This is a genomic window from Brachybacterium sp. AOP42-C2-15 (assembly GCF_052377065.1).
In the GTDB taxonomy this organism is placed as follows: Bacteria; Actinomycetota; Actinomycetes; order Actinomycetales; family Dermabacteraceae; genus Brachybacterium.
Genome location: NZ_JBQSWK010000014.1, coordinates 57,696 through 76,932 on the forward strand (window position 1 = coordinate 57,696; position 19,237 = coordinate 76,932).

The 19,237-nt window shown below is 69.9% G+C and carries 23 protein-coding genes and 1 tRNA gene; 17 read left to right on the plus strand and 7 right to left on the minus strand.

Going from position 1 to position 19,237, the window contains the following annotated elements; genetic code table 11:
- Positions 1-227: 227 nt before the first annotated feature.
- From rplU to ACT3SQ_RS09735, 11 genes are all read left to right on the plus strand, one after another.
- Positions 228-536 carry a 50S ribosomal protein L21 gene (rplU, locus tag ACT3SQ_RS09685; protein WP_089063991.1) on the plus strand — a complete coding sequence of 103 codons (309 nt, stop codon included), beginning with the start codon at positions 228-230 and terminating at the stop codon, positions 534-536.
- Between the two features lie 33 nt (positions 537-569).
- Complete coding sequence (rpmA, locus tag ACT3SQ_RS09690) at positions 570-824, plus strand: 50S ribosomal protein L27 (protein WP_299303813.1); 255 nt, start codon at positions 570-572, stop codon at positions 822-824.
- 99 nt (positions 825-923) lie between these two features.
- The gene (gene obgE / locus ACT3SQ_RS09695; RefSeq protein WP_441445486.1) at positions 924-2,456 is read left to right on the plus strand and encodes a GTPase ObgE; all 1,533 of its coding nucleotides are present in this window, start codon (positions 924-926) and stop codon (positions 2,454-2,456) included.
- Positions 2,453-3,598, plus strand: a complete 1,146-nt coding sequence (gene proB / locus ACT3SQ_RS09700; protein WP_444502265.1) for a glutamate 5-kinase — start codon at positions 2,453-2,455, stop codon at positions 3,596-3,598. The genes obgE and proB overlap by 4 nt, the downstream gene beginning before the upstream one ends.
- 77 nt (positions 3,599-3,675) lie before the next feature.
- Entirely contained in the window at positions 3,676-4,956 is a 1,281-nt protein-coding gene (locus tag ACT3SQ_RS09705; RefSeq protein ID WP_442332173.1) for a glutamate-5-semialdehyde dehydrogenase, read from the plus strand.
- Between the two features lie 88 nt (positions 4,957-5,044).
- Positions 5,045-5,227, plus strand: a complete 183-nt coding sequence (locus ACT3SQ_RS09710) for a hypothetical protein (RefSeq protein WP_441445483.1) — start codon at positions 5,045-5,047, stop codon at positions 5,225-5,227.
- A gap of 34 nt (positions 5,228-5,261) precedes the next feature.
- Positions 5,262-5,837: a nicotinate-nucleotide adenylyltransferase gene (gene nadD / locus ACT3SQ_RS09715; protein WP_442332188.1), complete on the plus strand. Its 576-nt coding sequence runs from the start codon at positions 5,262-5,264 to the stop codon at positions 5,835-5,837.
- Positions 5,834-6,433, plus strand: coding sequence for a hypothetical protein (locus ACT3SQ_RS09720; RefSeq protein ID WP_444592334.1), 600 nt, complete (start codon positions 5,834-5,836; stop codon positions 6,431-6,433). Before nadD ends, ACT3SQ_RS09720 begins: the two co-directional genes overlap by 4 nt.
- The gene (gene rsfS, locus ACT3SQ_RS09725; protein WP_441444613.1) at positions 6,430-6,807 is read left to right on the plus strand and encodes a ribosome silencing factor; all 378 of its coding nucleotides are present in this window, start codon (positions 6,430-6,432) and stop codon (positions 6,805-6,807) included. The genes ACT3SQ_RS09720 and rsfS overlap by 4 nt, the downstream gene beginning before the upstream one ends.
- Positions 6,804-7,436, plus strand: a complete 633-nt coding sequence (locus ACT3SQ_RS09730) for a histidine phosphatase family protein (protein ID WP_441444612.1) — start codon at positions 6,804-6,806, stop codon at positions 7,434-7,436. Before rsfS ends, ACT3SQ_RS09730 begins: the two co-directional genes overlap by 4 nt.
- Before the next feature lie 51 nt (positions 7,437-7,487).
- A tRNA-Ala gene (locus ACT3SQ_RS09735) sits at positions 7,488-7,560 on the plus strand.
- 118 nt (positions 7,561-7,678) lie between these two features.
- On the opposite strand, the gene ACT3SQ_RS09740 is transcribed toward ACT3SQ_RS09735, so the two are convergent.
- Positions 7,679-8,695: an NAD(P)H-dependent flavin oxidoreductase gene (locus tag ACT3SQ_RS09740; protein ID WP_444502264.1), complete on the minus strand. Its 1,017-nt coding sequence runs from the start codon at positions 8,693-8,695 to the stop codon at positions 7,679-7,681.
- 255 nt (positions 8,696-8,950) lie between these two features.
- Between ACT3SQ_RS09740 and ACT3SQ_RS09745 the strand changes: the two genes are divergently transcribed.
- The 4 genes from ACT3SQ_RS09745 to ACT3SQ_RS09760 all read left to right on the plus strand — a co-directional run bounded on the left by ACT3SQ_RS09745 (position 8,951) and on the right by ACT3SQ_RS09760 (position 13,300).
- Complete coding sequence (locus tag ACT3SQ_RS09745) at positions 8,951-10,222, plus strand: ABC transporter substrate-binding protein (RefSeq protein WP_442332175.1); 1,272 nt, start codon at positions 8,951-8,953, stop codon at positions 10,220-10,222.
- A gap of 85 nt (positions 10,223-10,307) precedes the next feature.
- The gene (locus tag ACT3SQ_RS09750; protein WP_441444609.1) at positions 10,308-11,330 is read left to right on the plus strand and encodes a carbohydrate ABC transporter permease; all 1,023 of its coding nucleotides are present in this window, start codon (positions 10,308-10,310) and stop codon (positions 11,328-11,330) included.
- A 12-nt stretch (positions 11,331-11,342) separates the two neighbouring features.
- Positions 11,343-12,251, plus strand: coding sequence for a carbohydrate ABC transporter permease (locus ACT3SQ_RS09755; RefSeq protein ID WP_441444608.1), 909 nt, complete (start codon positions 11,343-11,345; stop codon positions 12,249-12,251).
- A gap of 14 nt (positions 12,252-12,265) precedes the next feature.
- Positions 12,266-13,300, plus strand: a complete 1,035-nt coding sequence (locus tag ACT3SQ_RS09760; RefSeq protein ID WP_442332176.1) for a LacI family DNA-binding transcriptional regulator — start codon at positions 12,266-12,268, stop codon at positions 13,298-13,300.
- Here the strand turns inward: ACT3SQ_RS09760 and ACT3SQ_RS09765 are convergent.
- From ACT3SQ_RS09765 to ACT3SQ_RS09790, 6 genes are read right to left on the minus strand one after another with little or no spacing between them, the layout of a single operon-like run.
- Positions 13,252-13,899, minus strand: coding sequence for an endonuclease III domain-containing protein (locus tag ACT3SQ_RS09765; RefSeq protein ID WP_442332177.1), 648 nt, complete (start codon positions 13,897-13,899; stop codon positions 13,252-13,254). The genes ACT3SQ_RS09760 and ACT3SQ_RS09765 overlap by 49 nt on opposite strands.
- Entirely contained in the window at positions 13,896-14,906 is a 1,011-nt protein-coding gene (locus ACT3SQ_RS09770) for a sulfate/molybdate ABC transporter ATP-binding protein (RefSeq protein ID WP_442332178.1), read from the minus strand. The genes ACT3SQ_RS09765 and ACT3SQ_RS09770 overlap by 4 nt, the downstream gene beginning before the upstream one ends.
- Positions 14,903-15,673, minus strand: coding sequence for an ABC transporter permease (locus ACT3SQ_RS09775; protein ID WP_442332179.1), 771 nt, complete (start codon positions 15,671-15,673; stop codon positions 14,903-14,905). Before ACT3SQ_RS09775 ends, ACT3SQ_RS09770 begins: the two co-directional genes overlap by 4 nt.
- On the minus strand, positions 15,670-16,443 hold the full coding sequence (gene modA, locus ACT3SQ_RS09780) for a molybdate ABC transporter substrate-binding protein (RefSeq protein WP_442332180.1): 774 nt from the start codon (positions 16,441-16,443) through the stop codon (positions 15,670-15,672). The genes ACT3SQ_RS09775 and modA overlap by 4 nt, the downstream gene beginning before the upstream one ends.
- Positions 16,440-16,832, minus strand: a complete 393-nt coding sequence (locus ACT3SQ_RS09785) for a TOBE domain-containing protein (protein ID WP_442332181.1) — start codon at positions 16,830-16,832, stop codon at positions 16,440-16,442. The genes modA and ACT3SQ_RS09785 overlap by 4 nt, the downstream gene beginning before the upstream one ends.
- A 40-nt stretch (positions 16,833-16,872) precedes the next feature.
- Positions 16,873-17,886, minus strand: a complete 1,014-nt coding sequence (locus ACT3SQ_RS09790; RefSeq protein WP_442332182.1) for a YeiH family protein — start codon at positions 17,884-17,886, stop codon at positions 16,873-16,875.
- A 71-nt stretch (positions 17,887-17,957) separates the two neighbouring features.
- On the opposite strand from ACT3SQ_RS09790, the gene ACT3SQ_RS09795 reads away from it, so the two are divergent.
- Positions 17,958-18,866, plus strand: a complete 909-nt coding sequence (locus tag ACT3SQ_RS09795; RefSeq protein WP_345079451.1) for a LysR substrate-binding domain-containing protein — start codon at positions 17,958-17,960, stop codon at positions 18,864-18,866.
- 9 nt (positions 18,867-18,875) lie between these two features.
- Entirely contained in the window at positions 18,876-19,226 is a 351-nt protein-coding gene (locus tag ACT3SQ_RS09800) for a cupin domain-containing protein (RefSeq protein WP_442332183.1), read from the plus strand.
- Positions 19,227-19,237 lie beyond the last annotated feature (11 nt).

A 19,237-nucleotide genomic window follows, 5' to 3' on the forward strand; every position in this document is an offset into this window, starting at 1 on the left:
TCTCGCAGGTCGGAACGTGTCCGGTGGTTGACCGGCGGGTGTCGGGATCGTAAGCTGTTCCCTGGCGCAAAACGTGCCGCAGTCGTGCTTCCGGTGGGCATCGCGCGACCGCATCTCCCGCTTGACCCCGTTCGTACGGGGCTCAGGTCCGGTTGACGGTCGCAGGTCCGCGATGACACCCGGCAGGGAGCATGTCTCGAATTCGATTCACAAGATGGAGCATTGACGTGGTGTACGCAATCGTCCGCGCAGGCGGTCGTCAGGAGAAGGTGTCGGTCGGTGACACCATCGTGATCAACCGCGTGGCAGGCGAGGCTGGCGACAGCGTCGATCTCGCTCCCGTGCTGCTGGTCGACGGTGACAAGGTCACTTCCGCACAGAACGAGCTTGCCAAGGTGAAGGTCACCGCCGAGAAGGTCGAAGACCTCCGCGGCGAGAAGATCCGGATCCTCCGCTACAAGAACAAGACCGGTTACAAGAAGCGCCAGGGCCACCGCCAGGAGCTCACCCGGCTGAAGATCACCGGAATCGCCTGAGCGATCCCCCGAACAGACAAGGATTGATCCCAGATGGCATCTAAGAAGGGCGTCAGCTCCTCCAAGAACGGGCGCGATTCCAACTCCCAGCGCCTCGGCGTCAAGCGCTTCGGCGGCCAGAACGTCGGCGCAGGCGAGATCATCGTGCGCCAGCGTGGCACCAAGATCCACCCCGGTGACGGTGTGGGTCGCGGCAACGACGACACCCTGTTCGCGCTCACCGCGGGCACTGTCGAATTCGGTCGCAAGCGCGACCGTCGCGTGGTCAGCATCGTCGAGACGGTCTGATCGCTCGCCCCGGATCCCGGGGCACATAGCGTCCTTCGAGGGGCGGAGCCGAACGCTCCGCCCCTCGATGCTTTTTCTCACCATCATCGGAGTGAACCCATGGCCACATTCGTCGACCGCGTCCAGCTTCAGGTCGCCGGGGGATCGGGCGGAAACGGCGCCGCCTCGATCCGTCGCGAGAAGTTCAAGCCCCTGGCCGGTCCCGATGGTGCCAACGGCGGTCGCGGCGGCGATGTGATCCTCGAGGTCGACGGCTCGACCACCACGCTGCTGGAGTACCACCACAAGCCGCATCAGAAGGCGACCAGCGGCGGTTTCGGCAAGGGCGATCTGCGGCACGGCGCCGGCGGCGAGGACCTCATCCTCGCGGTCCCCGACGGCACCGTGGTCACGGCCGAGGACGGCACGGTCCTGATCGACATGATCGGCATCGGCACCCGCTTCGTCGCCGCCCGCGGCGGCAGCGGGGGACTGGGCAATGCGGCACTGGCCACCGCCCAGCGCAAGGCCCCGGGCTTCGCCCTGCTCGGCGAGCCCGGCCAGGAGCGCTCCCTGGTGCTCGAGCTGAAGACGGTCGCCGACGTCGCGCTGGTGGGCTTTCCCAGCGCCGGCAAGTCCTCCCTGATCGCCGCGATGAGCGCCGCCCGCCCCAAGATCGCCGACTACCCCTTCACCACCCTGGTGCCGAACCTCGGCGTGGTCGAGGCAGGGGAGCACCGCTACACGATCGCCGACGTCCCGGGCCTCATCCCCGGAGCCAGCCAGGGCAAGGGCCTGGGCCTGGACTTCCTGCGCCATATCGAGCGCTGCCACGTCATCGTGCACGTGCTGGATGCCGCTGCCCTCGAATCGGATCGCGACCCCGTCGGGGACCTCGCGACCATCGAGAACGAGCTGGCCACCTACGCAGCAAGCCTCGACGAGGAGGCCGGCAGCCGGGTGCCGCTCATGGAGCGGCCCACCGTGGTGGTGCTGAACAAGACGGATCTGCCCGATGGGGCGGATATGGCCGACATGGTCCGCGCGCAGCTCGCCGAGCGCGAGATCCCGATCCTGGATATCTCGGCCGTCTCCCGCAAGGGCCTGCGCGAGCTGTCCTTCGTGCTCGGCGAGCTGGTCGAGCAGGCGCGAGCACAGCTCCCCGAGCCGGAGGCCGCCCCGATCGTGCTGACCCCCAAGGCAGTCGACGAGAAGGGCTTCGAGGTGGTCACCGAGCAGTACGACGGGCACACCGCCTTCCGCGTCAAGGGGGACAAGCCCGAGCGCTGGGTGCGTCAGACCGACTTCACCAACGACGAGGCCGTCGGCTACCTCGCCGACCGCCTGGCGAAGCTCGGCGTCGAGGATCAGCTGTACGCCGCGGGCGCGGTCGCGGGCTCGACGGTGCTGATCGGTCCCGGGGAGGACGCGGTCGTCTTCGACTGGGAGCCGACGATGGTCGGCGGCGCCGAGATGCTGGGCCGCCGCGGCACCGATGACCGGTTCGAGGATCATTCCCGTCCCACCCGCGAGACGAAGCGGGAGCTGCAGCGCGCCCGCACCGAGGCGAGGATGCAGCGGATCTCCGCGATGGAGGAGGAGCGACGGGCCGGTCACTGGGCCGACCCCGCCTCGCAGGACGAGGCCCGGTGAGCACCGCCGAGCTGCGCCAACCGGAGCGGCTCACCTCTCGGGAGACGCTCGCGACGGCCCGTCGGATCGTGGTCAAGATCGGTTCCTCGAGCCTGACCGATGAGCGTGGACGCCTCGACCAGCTCCGGATCCGACAGATCGCCGACACCGCCGCGGCCCTGGCCGGCCGGGGCACCGAGCTGGTGATCGTCTCCTCCGGTGCGATCGCCGCCGCGCTGGGACCGCTCGGAATGCCCGAGCGGCCCGCCGCGGTCGAGCTCCAGCAGGCGGCCGCGAGCGTGGGCCAGGCACTGCTGGCGAGCGCCTGGTCGAGCGCCTTCGCCGCGCACCATCTGATCACCGGTCAGGTGCTGCTCACCGAGTCCGATGTGATCCGCCCCCAGACCTACCGCAATGTGCGCAGCGCCCTCGAGTCGCTGCTGGACCTGGGGGCGGTGCCGATCGTCAACGAGAACGACACCACCGCCACCCACGAGATCCGCTTCGGCGACAACGATCGCCTCGCGGCGCTGGTCGCACAGCTGCTGGGCGCCGACGCACTGATCCTGCTCACCGACGTAGACGCCCTGTACACCGCGCCGCCGCGAGAGCCCGGCGCCGAGCGCATCGCCCAGGTGGACGACGTGGCACGGCTGGCCGGGGTGAACATCGGTCCGGTGGGCTCGAAGGTGGGCACGGGAGGGATGGTCACGAAGCTCTCAGCGGCGCAGCTCGCCGCGACCACCGGAACCGCAGCCCTGATGACCTCCGCCGAGCAGTTCTCCGCCGCGATCGAGGGGCAGGACGTGGGCACCTTCTTCCCCGCCCACCATGGCCGTCGCCGCTCCCGTCTGGTCTGGCTGCGCTTCGCGACCCGAGGTGCGGGCACCCTGCACCTGGACGAGGGCGCGGCAGAAGCCGTGCGCAGCCGCCGCCGCTCGCTGCTGGCCGTCGGCATCTCGCGCGTCGAGGGCACCTTCCCGGCCGGAGTCCCGGTCGACGTGATCGCCCCGGACGGTGCGGTGATCGCCCGCGGGATCGCCTCCTTCAGCAGCGACGAGCTGCGGGTGATGGCCGGCCGTGGCACCGACGAGGCCCGTGAGCAGCTGGGGGAGAGGTTCCGCCGCCCCGCCATCCACCGTGACCAGCTGGTGATGCTCTGAACGATGGGGGTTGGAGACGGCGTCTGCTGGTCGGACGGCACCTGACCGAAGGGGTGCGGCGCTCGTAGACTCCAGGCATGGAATCTCCTGTGACCACCGCAGTCCTCGCCGCAGCCCGCGCCGCGAAGGACGCACAGCCGGCGCTGGCGCGTTTGCACCGCGGCACCAAGGACCGGGTGCTGCTGGCCATGGCCGACGCGCTGGTGGAGCGGGCCGCAGAGGTTGTGGACGCGAACGCGCGGGATCTCGCAGCGGCCGACGCCTCCGGCATCGCCCCCGGGCTCCGGGACCGGCTCGCCCTGGACCCCGAGCGGGTCGCGGCGATCGCCGAGCAGCTGCGGGACGCGGCGGCTCTGCCTGATCCGATCGGCGAGGTGGTGCGCGGCTCAGTCCTCGAGAACGGCCTCGAGCTGCGTGAGGTGCGGGTGCCGATGGGCGTGATCGGCATGGTCTATGAGGCACGGCCGAATGTCACCGTCGATGCCGCAGGCCTGGCGCTCAAGGCCGGCAGCGCGGTGGTGCTGCGCGGCGGCTCGGCCGCCCTCCACTCCAACACCGCCCTGATCGCGGTGCTGCGCTCGGTGCTGGTCGATCATGATCTCCCCGAGGCTCTGGTCACCGGGATCGACGAGCACGGCCGCGAGGGCGTGGACGTGCTCATGCGCGCCCGCGGGCTGGTGGACGTGCTGATCCCGCGCGGCGGCGCCGGTCTGATCCGCAGAGTGGTGGAGAACTCCCTGGTCCCGGTGATCGAGACGGGCACCGGGAAGACCCATGTGCTGGTCGACGCGAGCGCCGACCTCGCCCAGGCGGTCGACATCGTGGCCAATGCCAAGCTGCAGCGGATCGGGGTGTGCAATGCGCTCGAGACGCTGCTGGTCCACCAGGACATCGCCGAGCAGGCGCTGCCACGCCTTGCGGCACCTCTGGCCGCGGCCGGCGTGCGCCTGCACGCCGATGAGAGAGCCTCCGAGATCCTCGCCGCGGCCGGCACCGAGGCCGAGGTGATCCCGGCCGTCGCGGAGGACTGGGACACCGAGTACCTGGCGCTCGAGCTCGCGGTGAAGGTGGTCGAGGATCTCGACCAGGCGCTCGCCCACATCCGGGAGCACTCCACCGGCCATACGGAATCGATCCTCACCCGCGACGCCCGCAGCCAGCAGCGGTTCCTGAACGAGGTCGACTCCGCGGTGGTGATGGCGAACGCCTCCACCCGCTTCTCCGACGGCAGCGAGTTCGGCTTCGGTGCAGAGATCGGCATCTCGACCCAGAAGCTCCACGCCCGCGGGCCGATGGGGTTGCGGGAGATCACCGCGAGCAAATGGCTGGTGGTGGGCCAGGGGCAGGTGCGGCCGTGACCCCACTCCCATCATGCGCGCCGGAGCATGAGCGCGCACTTTGCTGTGGGATGATGGCTCGGTCACCCGTGGAAAGGTCATCAAGAACATGACTGATCAGCTCATGATCCTTGCCGAGTCCGGCACCCTTGCCAGCGAGGGGCTCCCCGCCCCCGCGGTCGGTATCGGGATGTTCATCATCCTGATGTCGCTGCTGGGCCTCACCTGGCTCGTCGGCGGCGCGCATCACCGCAGCCTGGACAAGAAGAACACCACCGGCTCTGACGACTGACCCGGTGGAGCTGCAGCGACGCCGGATCGGCGTGATGGGCGGGACCTTCGATCCCATCCATCACGGCCACCTCGTCGCCGCCAGCGAGGTCCAAAGCGTCTTCGCGCTCGACGAGGTGATCTTCGTGCCGACCGGTCGGCCCTGGCAGAAGGCGGATCGAGAGATCTCGGATCCCGAGGACCGCTACCTGATGACGGTGGTGGCGACCGCGGCGAACCCGGTGTTCACCGTCTCTCGGGTCGACATCGATCGGCCGGGAGCGACCTACACGATCGACACCCTGAGGGATCTGCATCGTGAGCAGCCTGAGGCCGATCTCTTCTTCATCACCGGTGCAGATGCCCTCCAGAACATCCTGACCTGGAAGGACACCGAGGAGATCTTCGACCTCGCCCACTTCGTCGGAGTCACCAGGCCCGGCCACGAGCTCGACACCTCCGGGCTGCCGGAGGACGGCGTCACCCTGATCGAGGTCCCCGCGATGGCGATCAGCTCCACCGACTGCCGCACCCGGGTCGCGGCCGGAGCACCTGTCTGGTACCTGGTGCCCGACGGCGTCGTCCAATACATCAACAAGTACGCCCTCTACACAGGAGGTGACGGTCGATGACCGAGCCGGAGACCACTCCGCGGCGCGGACGCCGCGCCCGGGAGCTGAGCCCCGAGGAGAGCGCCGCCCTGGAGGCCCGTGCCGCGATGGAACCCGCACAGCAGCAGGCGGCACCCGGAGTGCGTGGCGCCGTCGCACCGCCGACCGCTGGGGCGGCTGTGCCCGCTCTGCGCAAGTTCGGCCGGCGTGCCCGCATCATCGAGCTCAGCGAGGCCCCTGCGCCGGCTCTCGCCGAGGGGGAGACGACCGAGAGCCCGGACGCAGATCCTGCTGTGCCTGCGGCCGTCGAAGACCACCCGGTGAGCACGCTCACCCATGACCACGACGGGGTGGAGCTCGGCGAGCTCTCCGTCGCCGAGGCGCCGGAGCCGCGCCCCGCGCCCCGCTTCGACGGCAAGGTGCTCCATCGTCCGGAGCGCTCCGGAGGGCGTGCGCTGGTGTGGCTGGTGTGGGCCCTCATCGCCGTCGCCTTCATCGTGCTGCTCGCCCTGATGCTGACCGGGGTCATCGGCCCCGGCGCGGCCTCCGCCTCGGAGACCGCCCTGCTCGATCATCTGTTCGTCACCCATTCCGTCCCGGAGGACATGTCCGCGTGAGCGCCCCTGAAGAATCTCTCGACCTCGCCCGGGTGGCCGGCCAGGCCGCCGCCGACAAGCTCGCCGAGGAGGTCATCGGCCTCGATGTCTCCGAGCTGGTGGTGATCACCGACGTCTTCCTCGTGTGCAGCGGGGACTCCGAGCGGCAGGTCTCCGCCATCGTCAACGGTATCGAGGAGGCGCTGCTGAAGGAGCGCCGCCGCAAGCCGCTGCGCCGCGAGGGGGAGCGTGATGCCCGCTGGGTGCTGCTGGACTACGGAGACATCGTGGTGCACGTCCAGCACGCCGAGGACCGCGCCTTCTACGCGCTCGAACGACTGTGGCGCGACGCGCCCGTCCTGGATCTGCAGATCGTCGAGGGCCGCCCGGAGTGAGGCAGCCCCGTGCTCGTCTGATCCTGGTGCGCCACGGACAGACCGACTACAACCGTGAGGGCCGTCTGCAGGGCCAGGTCGACATCCCCTTGAACCCGACCGGCCTGCGCCAGGCGGAGTCGCTCGCGGAATCGGTGGCGAAGAATCCGCCGGACGTCATCGTCGCCTCGCCGCTCGAACGTGCGCTGGAGACCGCTCGCATCATCTCCCGCGACAGCGGTCTCGACGTCGCCACCGACGAGGCCTTCCTCGAGCGCGGCTTCGGACTCTGGGAAGGGCTGCGCGGGGAGGAGATCAGGCGGCGATGGCCTGATGAGCACGCCGACTGGCGTGCCCACCGCCCGGTCCTCGGGCTCGAGGTCGAGGACCGTCCCGTGGTGGGGGAGCGGGTGGCCGCTGCCTGCCGCGAGCTGGTCGCGCAGCACGTCGGCGGCACCGTGATGGTGGTCGCCCACGGCGCGGCGATCACCTTGGGCATCACAGCGCTGCTGGGCCTGGACACGAATGGTTTCCGGGGCCTCTCGGGGCTCGAGAACTGTCACCGTTCCGTGCTCGAACCAGTTGTCGGGGAGCCGGCGAACGGGCTGATGAGGTTGGTGTCACACAACCTGCCTCCCGATTTCATATGAGCTGCGGAGCGGGGTAATATCGACGAGTCGCCTGCGGGCGGCACCCGATACGGGGCTATGGCGCAGTTGGTAGCGCGCTTCCATGGCATGGAAGAGGTCAGGGGTTCGAATCCCCTTAGCTCCACTCGAGAAACCGTGAGACAGTGACTCGTCAGAAGGGCTCCACCGTGAGGTGGGGCCCTTCTGCTGTCCCGGGCACGGCGCGGCTCGGAACTGCCCGGGTGGGGGTGGCGGCCTGGCCGTCAGACCCCCTCCGCGAGCCAGGTGATGACCTCCGCCGCGGATCCCTCGGGCGCGCTGCGCCACCCGGTCCCGGCCCACAGGTGGAGGCTCTGCATATTGCCAGCCGCCCCCGCGGCGCGGCGCAGCTCGCGCGTGAGGTGGTGAACCTGCGGATAGCCGGTCGGCGCGGTGGCGTGATGACGGTCCACGAAGTCGTTGCGCAGCGAGCGGGCGGGCCGCCCGGTGAAGGCGCGGGTCAGCACCGTCTCGCGGAAGGAACGCTCCGCGAGCGCCGCCCGATGCGTGGCAGAGGTGCCCGCTTCCTCCGTACGCAGCAGCATCGTGCCGCTGACCACGCCCTCGGCGCCTGCGCTGAGGATCCGTCGTACGGCGGCGGGGCCATCCACCCCGCCCGCGCCCAGCAGCGGCAGGTCCACGGCGTCGCGCACCAGCCGCACCAGGTCCTCTGTGCGGAGTGGCGCGAGGGTGCGGGAGGGATCGTGGGTGGCGCTGTGCCCACCGGCGCTCGGCCCCTGCACCACCAGGCCGTCGACGCCGAGCTGCGCTGCGGCCCGCGCCTCCTCGGGATCGGTGATGCTCGCGAGCACGGTCGTTCCCACCGCCTGCAGGGCGGCGATCTGCTCCGCGGCGGGCAGGCCGAAGGTGAAGGAGACCACCGGCACCGGGTCGTCGAATAGCAGGGCGAGCTTCTCGTGGAAGAAGTCGTCGTCGCGCCGTGGCACGGGATCCAGCTCCACCCCTGCGCGGGCGGCGTCCGCGCCGAGCTCCTCGACGTAGGCGGCGAAGGACTCCTCGTCGATCTCCCGCGGCGGCAGCACGAAGAGGTTCACGCCGAAGGCGATGCCGAGCCCCCGCACGGCGGTGATATCCGCTGCGAGCGCCTGCGGGGTCAGGTTCCCGGCGGCCAGGAACGGGAACGCGCCCGCCGAGGAGACGGCCCGAGCGAGCGCGAGGGTGGAGAGTCCGCCCGCCATCGGCGCGGCGACCAGGGGGAGGCGGGAGTCCAGGAGCGTCATGGCCCGATCCTTCCAGACGTGCGAGCGCTGTGGGGAGGCTGGCAGGGCGAGCGACGCAGGCGCGGCAGGACGAGAGGGTCGGGCGCGGCAGGGCGGGAGAGGTGGGGGCAACAGGGCGAGACCGTATTGAGACCTTTGGATCCTCCGCTCTCGTGTACTGTGGCGAACATCCCCTTTGAGAGCGCTCTCAGAAACGGCATCCGCCAAGAGAGCGCTCTCAGAACGACATCGCAGCAACGAACGAAGGAGTTCACCATGAAGATCACGCGCAGGTCAGCCCTGGCCGCCTCGGCCGCGACCGCCGCCACCGCCGCGATCGCGGGTTGCGGGAGCAGCTCCGGCGGAGGTGAGGGTGGCGAGGGCGACGAGGTCACTCTGACCGTCGCCACGTTCAACGAGTTCGGCTACGAGGAGCTCTTCACGAAGTACGAGGAAGAGAACCCCGGCGTCAAGATCACGCATAAGAAAGCTGCGACCAGCGATGACGCCCGCGCGAACCTCATGACCGGACTCGCCGCCGGTTCGGGCCTGGCAGACGTCGAGGGTGTCGAGGTCGGCTGGTGGGCCGAGCTCGCCGAGTACTCGGACATCTTCGAGGACCTCGCCGATCCGGCGGTCGAGGGCCGCTGGCTGGACTGGAAGACCGAAGCGGCCACGATCGACGGCAAGCTCATCGGCTATGGCACCGATATCGGCCCCGAGGCCCTCGCCTACCGCGGCGACCTCATCGACAAGAGCGAGCTGCCCAGCGACCGCGCCGAGCTCGCCGAGAAGCTCACCGGCGACTGGCGCACCTACTTCGAGGCGGGTCGGCAGTTCGTCGAGGACACCGGCATCCCGTGGTTCGACGGTGCCGGCGGCACCTTCAACGGCATGGTCCAGCAGCTGACCCATCCCTACGAGACGGCCGACGGCACCCCGGTCCCGCTCAAGGACAACGCCGACGTCAAGGCGATCTACGACCTCCTCGTGGAGTTCAAGGACATCTCCGCCGGATTCAAGCAGTGGGAGGAGGACTGGACCGCCGCGTTCCAGTCCGACGGCTTCGCCACCATGCTCTGCCCGCCGTGGATGATGGGTCCGCTGGCCGGCAATGCCGACGGCGTCGAGGGCTGGGACATCGCCGATGTCTTCCCCGGCGGTGGCGGCAACTGGGGCGGCTCCTACCTGGCCGTCCCCGGCCAGGGCAAGAACATCGAGGCGGCGAAGAAGCTCGCCATGTGGCTCACCGCATCCGAGCAGCAGGTGGTGGCCTTCCAGGCCGTCGGTGCCTTCCCCAGCCAGGTCGACGCGCTCGCCGACGAGGGCGTGACCAGCGCGGTCAACGAGTTCTTCAACAGCGCGCCCGTCGGTGAGATCTACTCCGAGCGTGCGACCGCGATCGACGTGCAGCCGTTCATGGGCCCGAACTTCTTCGTCATCAACACGGTGCTCGCCGATGCGATCACCCGGTGGGATGTCGACGGCATGGACCCCGCGGAGTCCTGGGAGCAGGCGTTGACCGCCTACGACGAGCTGGGTCTCTGACTCAGGCCATCCCGCTGACCGCAGGCGGCGGCGGCTCGCTCCTGAGGGAGCCGCCGCCGCTTGCGGTCCTGCCGAAAGGAACCCGGTGACCACATCGACACGCCCGACCCCTCGGCCTGAGGCGAGCTCCGGCTCGGCCGCCCCGCCTTCGGGCGCAGGCCCTGCCTCTCGCCGCCCGCGGCCCGCCTGGCGCTCCGCCCTGACGCGGCTGGACGTGCGATTCACGCCGTTCCTGTTCATCAGCCCGTTCTTCGTGCTGTTCATCATCACAGGGCTGTTCCCCATCCTGTACACCGCATGGGTGTCCCTGCATGACTGGGACCTCATCCGTGGCCAGGGTGAGTTCGTGGGCCTGGCGAACTTCCAGTTCGTGCTCGGCACCGACAGCTTCTACAAGGCGCTGCGCAACACCTTCTCGATCTTCATCCTGTCCTCGGTGCCGCAGGTCATCGCCGCGATCCTCATCGCCTACGTGCTCGATGCGAACCTGCGCGCGAAGACCTTCTGGCGCATGGGTGTGCTGGTGCCGTTCGTGGTCGCCCCCGTCGCCGTCTCCCTGATCTTCGCGAAGATCTTCGCCGACGGCTCCGGGATCGTGAACGGTGCACTGACCGCGATCAACCTGCCCGCCGTCGGCTGGCACTCGGACGCGCTCGCCTCCCACGTCGCGATCGCGACCATGGTCAATTTCCGCTGGACCGGATACAACGCCCTGATCTTCCTGGCCGCCATGCAGGCGGTCCCGCGCGAGATCTACGAGGCCGCGATCATCGACGGCACCGGACGGATGAAGCGCTTCTGGTACGTGACCGTGCCGATGCTCCGCCCCACCATCGTCTTCGTCGTGATCACCTCCACGATCGGCGGCCTGCAGATCTTCGACGAACCCCGCATGTTCGACACCGGCGGGCAGGGCGGTGCCTCCCGCCAATGGATGACGTTGACGATGTACCTCTACGAACTCGGCTGGGGGCCGCAGCTGGCTTTCGGACGTGCCTCGGCGGTCGCCTGGCTGCTGTTCCTCATCATCCTCGTCTTCGGTGTCCTCAACTTCCTCATCACTCGCCGCATCGCGAATGCCGGCGGCCCCGCCAAGAGCTCGCGGTAAGGAGCAATGACCATGCAATCGACCGCTGCCATCGAACAGTTCGCCGGCAAGGGTGCGGCCCGGGCCGCGCGCCGTCGCCTCAAGGGCGGAGGAGGGGCCGACGCCCGCCCCCATTGGTGGAACTACGTCCTCCTCGGCATCGTCCTGGTGATCTCGTTCTTCCCGCTCTACTACGCGCTGCTGCTGGCCTCCTCGGACGCCGGCGCCATCGCCCGCAATCCGCTGCCCTCCCTGCTGCCCCAGGGGAACCTGCTGTCGAACATGGGCAAGGTGATCGCCTCCGACATCAACTTCTGGTCGGCGATGCTCAACTCGATCTTCGTGGCGACGGTGACCTCGCTGTCGGTGGTGTTCTTCGCGACCCTGGCCGGCTTCGCGTTCTCCAAGCTGCGCTTCCGGGGCCGACGCGGACTGCTGGTCTTCGTCATCGCCACCATGGCTGTGCCGGTCCAGCTCGGCGTGATCCCGCTGTTCATCATCATGGCGAAGATCGGCTGGGTGGGCGACCTCAAGGCCGTGATCATCCCGGCCCTGGTCACCGCCTTCGGCGTGTTCTGGATGACCCAGTACCTCGAGGACGCCCTGCCCTTCGAGCTCATCGAGGCAGCCCGCGTGGACGGCTGCAACCTGATGCGCACCTACTGGCATGTCGCACTGCCCGCCGCCCGCGGTGCCGGTGCGATGCTGTTCCTGTTCACCTTCGTGGGCTCGTGGACCAACTTCTTCTGGCCCTTCATCATCCTGCGCGACGACAGCCTCACCCTCCCGGTGGCGCTGCAGCAGCTGCAGGCCTCCTACTTCAAGGACTACTCCCTGATAATGTCCGGTGTGGTGATCTCCGTGATCCCGCTGCTGCTGCTGTTCCTCCTGGCTGGCCGACAGCTGGTCCAGGGCATCATGCAGGGCGCGGTCAAGGGCTGAGAGGGGAGCCCACCATGGCGATTCTCGACGGGCTCGAGGAGACCTCGGCGAACGGCCGCGGCGCAACTCTGGAGGATGTGGCACGGGTCGCGGGAGTCTCGCGGGCCACCGTGTCCCGAGTGGTGCGCGGGGACGTGCAGGTGCGTCGGGACAAGGTCTCGAAGGTCGAGGAGGCCGTGCGCGCTCTGGGCTATGTGCCCAACAACGCCGCGCGCAGCCTCGCCAGCCGGCAGACGGGCGCTGTCGCGCTGATCGTGCCCGAGCACGAGTCCCGGGTGTTCACCGATCCCTTCTTCGTCAGCGCCATCTCCGGCGTCACGGCCGGGCTGGACGCGAGCGACAAGCAGCTGCTGCTGGTGCTCTCCAGCCCGGAGGATCATGCCCGCACGCGTCGCTTCCTGCGGGGCGGGCATGCCGACGGTCTGCTGGTGGTCTCGCACCATGAGGGAGACCTCTCTGTCGAGGTGCTCCGGGAGGCCGCGGTGCCGGTGGTGTTCATCGGCCGCCCTCCCGAGGGGCTCACCGCCTCGTTCGTGGATCTCGACAACATCGAGGGCGGTCGCCTGGCCGCGCGCCACCTCATCGAGCGGGGCCGGCGCCGGATCGCGATGATCTGCGGTCCGCAGGACATGCCCGCGGCGGTCGACCGTCGGGAGGGCTTCGAGAAGGAGCTGGCCGACGCAGGGATCGAACCCGCATGGCTCTCTTTCGGCGACTTCACCCTCGCCTCGGGGGAACGGGAGACAGCCGCGCTGCTGGCATCGGAGACGCCTTTCGACGCGCTCTTCGCCAGCAGCGATCTGATGGCCCTCGGCGCCCTGAAGAAGCTCGAGGGACAGGGGGTGCGCGTCCCGGAGGACGTCGCCGTGATCGGCTTCGACGACATCGCCTCCGCGGCGGACGACACGATCTCGCTCACCACCGTCGTGAACCCGGGCCGGCGCCTCGCCGAGCTCGGGGCCACGCTGCTGCTGGACCTCATCGCCGGGCGGGAGACCGATCAGTCCGTGGTGCTCCGTCCCGAACTCGCGGTCCGCTCGACCACCTGAGCGGAGGCATTCCGTCCTCTGGCCTTGCCCTCCTCGACGATCAGTCCGTGCAGCTCGGCGAGCTCGGAGACCTCGAACCCTGCGGTGGAGAGCGCCGGGGCGAGGGCCCGTCGGAACGCAGGATAGCTGCCGGGCACCTCCGCGCCGCGGTCGCCCAGCACGCGCCTGGCGTATTCATCGCAGAGGAATGCGGGCCGCCCGAAGCAGTACATCGAGAGCGCATCGGCGGTCTCCTCCCCGACACCCTCGATGCCGAGCAACTCGCTGCGCAACTGCTCGTCGCTCAGCGTCCGGGCCGTCGCGGCGTGCTCCGCCCACCAGCGGGCGAGCGACTGGACGCGGCGTGGCTTCGTGCGCGGGAAGCCAGCGGGCCGGACCAGCTCCCGCACCGTCTCCTCATCGGCCGCTGCAAGCGTCGGGGCGTCCAGCAGCCCCGCCCCGCGCAGTGCCGCGATCGCGGAGGCGGCCTGCTCCCAGCGGCTGCGCTGGACCAGCACCGCGCCGAGGGCGATCTCGAAGGGCTCCTCGCCGGGCCACCACCAGCCCTGTGGGCCGTGCCGGTCCCGGAGCTCGCGGTGCAGGGCTCGCAGATCGATCATGCCCGATAGGTTGTCACAGCCGCAGACGGCACCTCGAGGCGCACGGACACCCCGGGCTCGAGCCGCTGTGCGGCGATCTCCTGCGGGGGCAGATCTGCGGAGAGGTCATCGGTGCGCACCCGCACCAAGTTTCCGCTGGGGGCGAGGGAGCGCACAGTGCGCGGGAGGCCGCCCGTCTCCACCAGCGTCACCTGGGCGGGACGGAAGGCGGCATGGACCTGGTCGCCTGGGTGGTGCGCAGCAGCTGCCGGCAGTCGGGCGCCGTCAGCGAGGACCACGGCGCGGCCGTCCCAGCGTCCGCTGACGAGGTTCAGTCCCGCGAATCGGGCGGTGAAGGCGGAGCGGGGACGGCTCAGCAGCTCCTGCGTCGGTCCCTGCTCGACCAGGCGACCATCCTCGAGCACCGCGATCCGATCCGCGAGGGTCAGCGCATCGAGCACATCATGGGTGACGATGATCGCCGTGCGCCTGGCCAGGAAGCGACCCAGCTGCTCCCGCAGCGCCGGGGCCACGTCGATGTCGAGTGCGGCCATCGGCTCGTCCAGCAGCAGCAGCCGGGGATCTGCGGCCAGAGCGCGAGCGATCGCGACCCGCTGCGCCTGTCCGCCGGAGAGCTGTGAGGGCCGACGGTCCGCGAGCTCCGGGATGCCGAGCTCTGCGAGCCAGCGCTCGGCCCCCTGGCGGGCGCGGGTCCGGGGCACCCCCTGCGAGCGCAGCGCGAAGATGATATTCCCCAGCGCGGTGAGGTGGGGGAACAGCACCGGATCCTGGGAGAGGGTGGTGACCTTGCGGGCGTGGGGTGGGACCCAGCTGCCCTCGCCGGTCAGCACCCGTCCGTCCAGCACGATCTGCCCCTTCGCGGGGTGGAGGCCACCGGAGATCAGGGACAGCACCGTGGACTTCCCGGCGCCGTTCGGGCCGATCACCGCGAGAGTTTCGCCGTCGGCGACCGTGAGTTCGAGGTCGAGCCCGCGCTCGGGGACGACGGCGTGGAGGGACAGGCTCATGCGGGCACCCTCCGACGGGCTGCCGCGATCACCAGCACCGCGATGATCATCAGCACGAAGGACAATGCCACTGCGGCCTCGGGGTCGCTCTCGCGCTGCAGGTAGATCTCCAGCGGCAGCGTGCGGGTGGTGCCCTGCAGGGAGCCTGCGAAGGTGATCGTGGCGCCGAACTCGCCGAGCGCGCGCGCGAAGGAGAGCACAGTGCCGGAGAGCAGGGCCGGTGCCACGAGCGGCAGCGTCACCCGCAGCAGGACCCGGGAGGGCCTGGCACCGAGGGAGGCTGCCGCGACCTCATAGCGGGTGCCGGAGGTGCGCAGTGCACCTTCGAGGCTGATCACCAGGAAGGGCAGCGCCACGAAGGTCTGTGCGAGCACCACCGCTGTGGTGGAGAAGGCGATCTGGAGCCCCAGCACCTCGAGCTGCTGGCCCAGCAGGCCCTGTCTGCCGAAGGTGTAGAGCAGCGCGATACCGCCCACCACCGGCGGCAGCACCAACGGGATCAGCACCACCGAGCGCAGCAGCGAGAGCCCTCGAAACTCAGCGCGAGCCAGCAGCAGTGACATCGGCACGCCCAGCAGCACGCAGAGCGCGGCGCTGATCGTCGAGGTCTGCAGGCTCAGCCGCAGCGCTGCGAGCGAGGACTCGCTGCTGATCAGCTCACCGAAGCTGCCCCACTGCACACGCAGCGCCATCGACACCAGCGGCAGCAGCACGAACAGCCCGCCGAGCAGGGCCGGGATCAGCATCCAGCGGGGGAGGGATCTCATGGCGCGGCGAACCCGTATCCGGCCAGGATCTCCTGGCCGGTCTCACTCCGGACGAGGTCCAGGAACTCCCGGCCGAGCTCCGCGCTGCCGGCGTCCTTGACCGTGGTGATCGGGTAGATGTTCACAGCGCTCGCAGCCTCGGGGAACTCGATGCTCGCCACAGCTGCTCCGGCCTTCTTCGCGTCGGTGACATAGACCAGGCCCGCATCCGCCTCACCGCTGGTGACCTTGTTCAGGACATCGGTGACGGACTGCTCCTCGCTGACCGGCGCGAATTCCAGCCCGGCTGCCTCCTCGATGGCTTCGGTCGCCGCACCGCAGGGGACTTCGGGCGCACAGACGACGAGGTTCAGAGCGTCCCCGGTGAGGGAATCCAGGCCGGCCACGCCGGCCGGGTTGCCCGCCGGGACCGCGATCACCAGCGTGTTGGTCGTGAAGTCCACCGGGTTGGTGCCCGAGAGTCCGGAGGCCACGAGCTTGTCCATGTTCGAGGAGTTCGCGGAGGCGAAGACGTCCGCCGGGGCGCCCTCCTGGATCTGCTGGACCAGGGTGGAGGAGCCGGCGAAGTTGAACTCCACCGCGACCTCCTCGTGCTCGGACTCGAACTGGTCGCCGAGCTCTTCGAAGGGCTCCTGGAGGGAGGCGGCGGCGAAGACCTGCAGGGTGGTGGGCTGATCGGCCCCGCCGGTCGAGACGAGGGCACTCCCGCAGCCTGCGACGAGGAGGGCGATCCCTGCCGCTGTGGCGATCAGCCGGGCGCGGATCCTCACGGCGTCTCGACCACGACCTGGGTCGCTTTCACGACGGCCGTGGCCACCGTGCCGGGTTCGAGGCCCAGCTCCCGGGCGGCTTCGCTGCTCATCAGGGAGACCACGCGGAAGGGACCGCATTGCAGCTCGACCTGCGCCATCACGGTGTCCATCACGACGCTCGTGACCAGGCCCACGAAGCGGTTGCGGGCGGAGGAGGTCGTCGCGCCATGCAGCTCCGGGGACACCGCCAGCTCCCGTGCCAGGCGCGCCACCTCGGTGCCCTCGAGAACCTTCCGGCCCGCGTCATCGGAGCCTGCCGCGAGTGTCCCCTTCTCGATCCAGCGCCGGACCGTGTCCTCGCTGACCCCGAGGAAGGTCGCGGCGTCACGAACTCGCATCTGCGTCATGAAGTCGATGATACATGCGCAGATGCGGGCCTTTCGAGCCTCAAGCGGCCAGCAGCACCCCTCCGAGTGCGAGCGTCGCGACCAGCAGGGTGGACAATGCGGCGAGAGCGAGCGGGCGAGGCCCCACCTGGAGCAGATTTCGCACTTTCACCCCGGTGCCGAGAGCGAACATCGCCGCGGCGAGCAGGGCGGTCTGCAGCAGGGCGCCCACCTCGAGGAACCCGCCGGGCAGAGGGGCGAAGGAGCGCAGGAGCACCATCGCCAGGAATCCGAGCACGAACAGGGGCACCAGCGGCGGGCGCTTCCCGTCGGCCGCCCCTTCGCGCCGCTGCTGCAGGCTGAGCACGGCCATCACGGGGGCGAGCATCAGCACCCGGGCGAGCTTGACGATCACCGCGACCGTGAGCGCCGCGCCGCCGAGCGCGCCGCCGGCGGCGACCACCTGTGCGACCTCGTGGATCGACGCGCCTGCCCAGAGCCCGGCGGTTTCGGGCTCCAGCTGCAGCAGCGCCGCGGCGGCGGGGACCGCGGCGATCATCAGCGTGCCGCACAGCACCACCAGGGCGATCGCCGTGATCGTGCGCTGCTCGTGCTTCTCCTCGGGGTCCGTGACGCCCGCGGCGGCCGCCACCGCTGCGGCCCCACAGATCGAGAAGCCGCAGGCCACCAGGATCGTCAGCCCTTTCTCGACCCCGAGCGCCCGGCCGATCAGCACGGTTCCGAGGGTCCCGCCGGTGACCACGACCACCACCACGGCCAGCATCGGGGCGCCGAGGGCGAGCAGATCGCCGAGCGCCACCTGCAGACCCAGCAGCACGATCCCCACCCGCAGCAGCCTCTTCGCGGCGAAGGACATCCCCGGGGCGAGAGCGGCTGGCAGGGTGGTGAAATTTGCGACCAGGATCCCGACGACGATCGCGATGATCAGCGCACTCACACCCGGCAGCGCCTGTGACGTCAGGATCGACACCGCCGCTACCGCGAGGGAGACCACGATCCCGGGCCAGAGGGAGTGACGCTGGAGCGGGGGAGCGGATGTGGTGCTGAGGGACATGAGATGCACCTTCCCACCTCCGGTGAACGCCCGGTAGACAGCAGTTCGCGATCCCGGCATATGATTCTGATATGCCTGATGCCCTTCCGAACCTGCAGGCCCTCGCGCTGTTCCTCGCCGTCGTCGACGAGGGCGGGCTCGGAGCGGGTGCGCGTCGTCTGAAGATGCACCAGCCCAATGCCAGCCGCATGATCGCCCAGCTCGAGGCGCAGGCCGGGACGGCGCTGCTGGAGCGCGGCGCTCGCGGCTCCCGGCCGACCTCGGCCGGGCTGCTCTATGCGGCCCATGCCCGGGAGCTGCTCGAGGCAGCGGAGGAATTCTCCGCCTGGCTGCGCCACAGCCGAGATGGGGACGCCCGAGAGCTCCGGGTGGGCGTGAGCATGACGATCGCCGAGCACCTGATGCCGGCCTGGCTCACCGAACTGCGTCGCCTGAGCCCGCGCGTGCGCGTGGATCTGGAGGTGCTGAACTCCACCCAGGTGCTTGCAGGCGTCCACGACGGGCACCTGCAGCTGGGCTTCGTGGAGACCCCTCATCTGCCGCGCGGGGTGAACGCGAAGACGCTGCGGGAGGACGAACTGGTGGTGGTCGTCGCCCCCGAGCACCCCTGGGCCGAGCGGTCGCGGGGCATGGAGCCGCTGGACCCGGCCGAACTCGCCCGGACTCCTTTGGTGGTGCGAGAGGGCGGCTCCGGTACCCGGGACGCCTTCGAGGAGCTGCTGCCGAACGCGGCGCTGACCCCTCCGGTCCTGGAGCTCGGCAGCAATGCGGCGGTGCGGGTCGCGGTGGCCTCGGGGGCGGGGCCGGCAGTGCTGAGCATGCTCGCGGTCCGGTCCTCCCTCGAGGCCGGCCTGCTGCACCGGGTGCCGGTCGCGGGCACGCGGCTGAACCGGCTCCTGACTGCGGTGTGGAGCGGCCCGCGCCGTCTCAGCGGACCGGCCGCGGAGCTGGTCGAGGTCGCCTCGCGGCGCAGCGGGTAGGTTCGGACCATGCCGATCCTCACCAACACCGCAGAGCAGTCCGACCAGCCCCGCCGCGGCGCCGTCTGGTCCATCGCCGAACCCGAGCGGGAGCTGGACTCGAATCTGATCCGTCTGCCCGCCGGCGACAGCATCGCCGCCCATGTCGGCGCGGAGGTGGACACGCTCATCCACGTGGTGCGCGGTCACGGCATCCTCCTCACCGAGGCTGGCGAGGAGCCGCTGCGCACGGGTGATGTCGCGCTGCTGCCCCGCCGCACCCTGCGCGGCTTCCAGGCCGGTGAGGACGGTCTGGAGTACCTGACCGTCCATCGCCGGCGGCAGTCGCTGCGCATTCAGAGTGGACCGAGCGGCGCCTGAGGTCGCAGGCA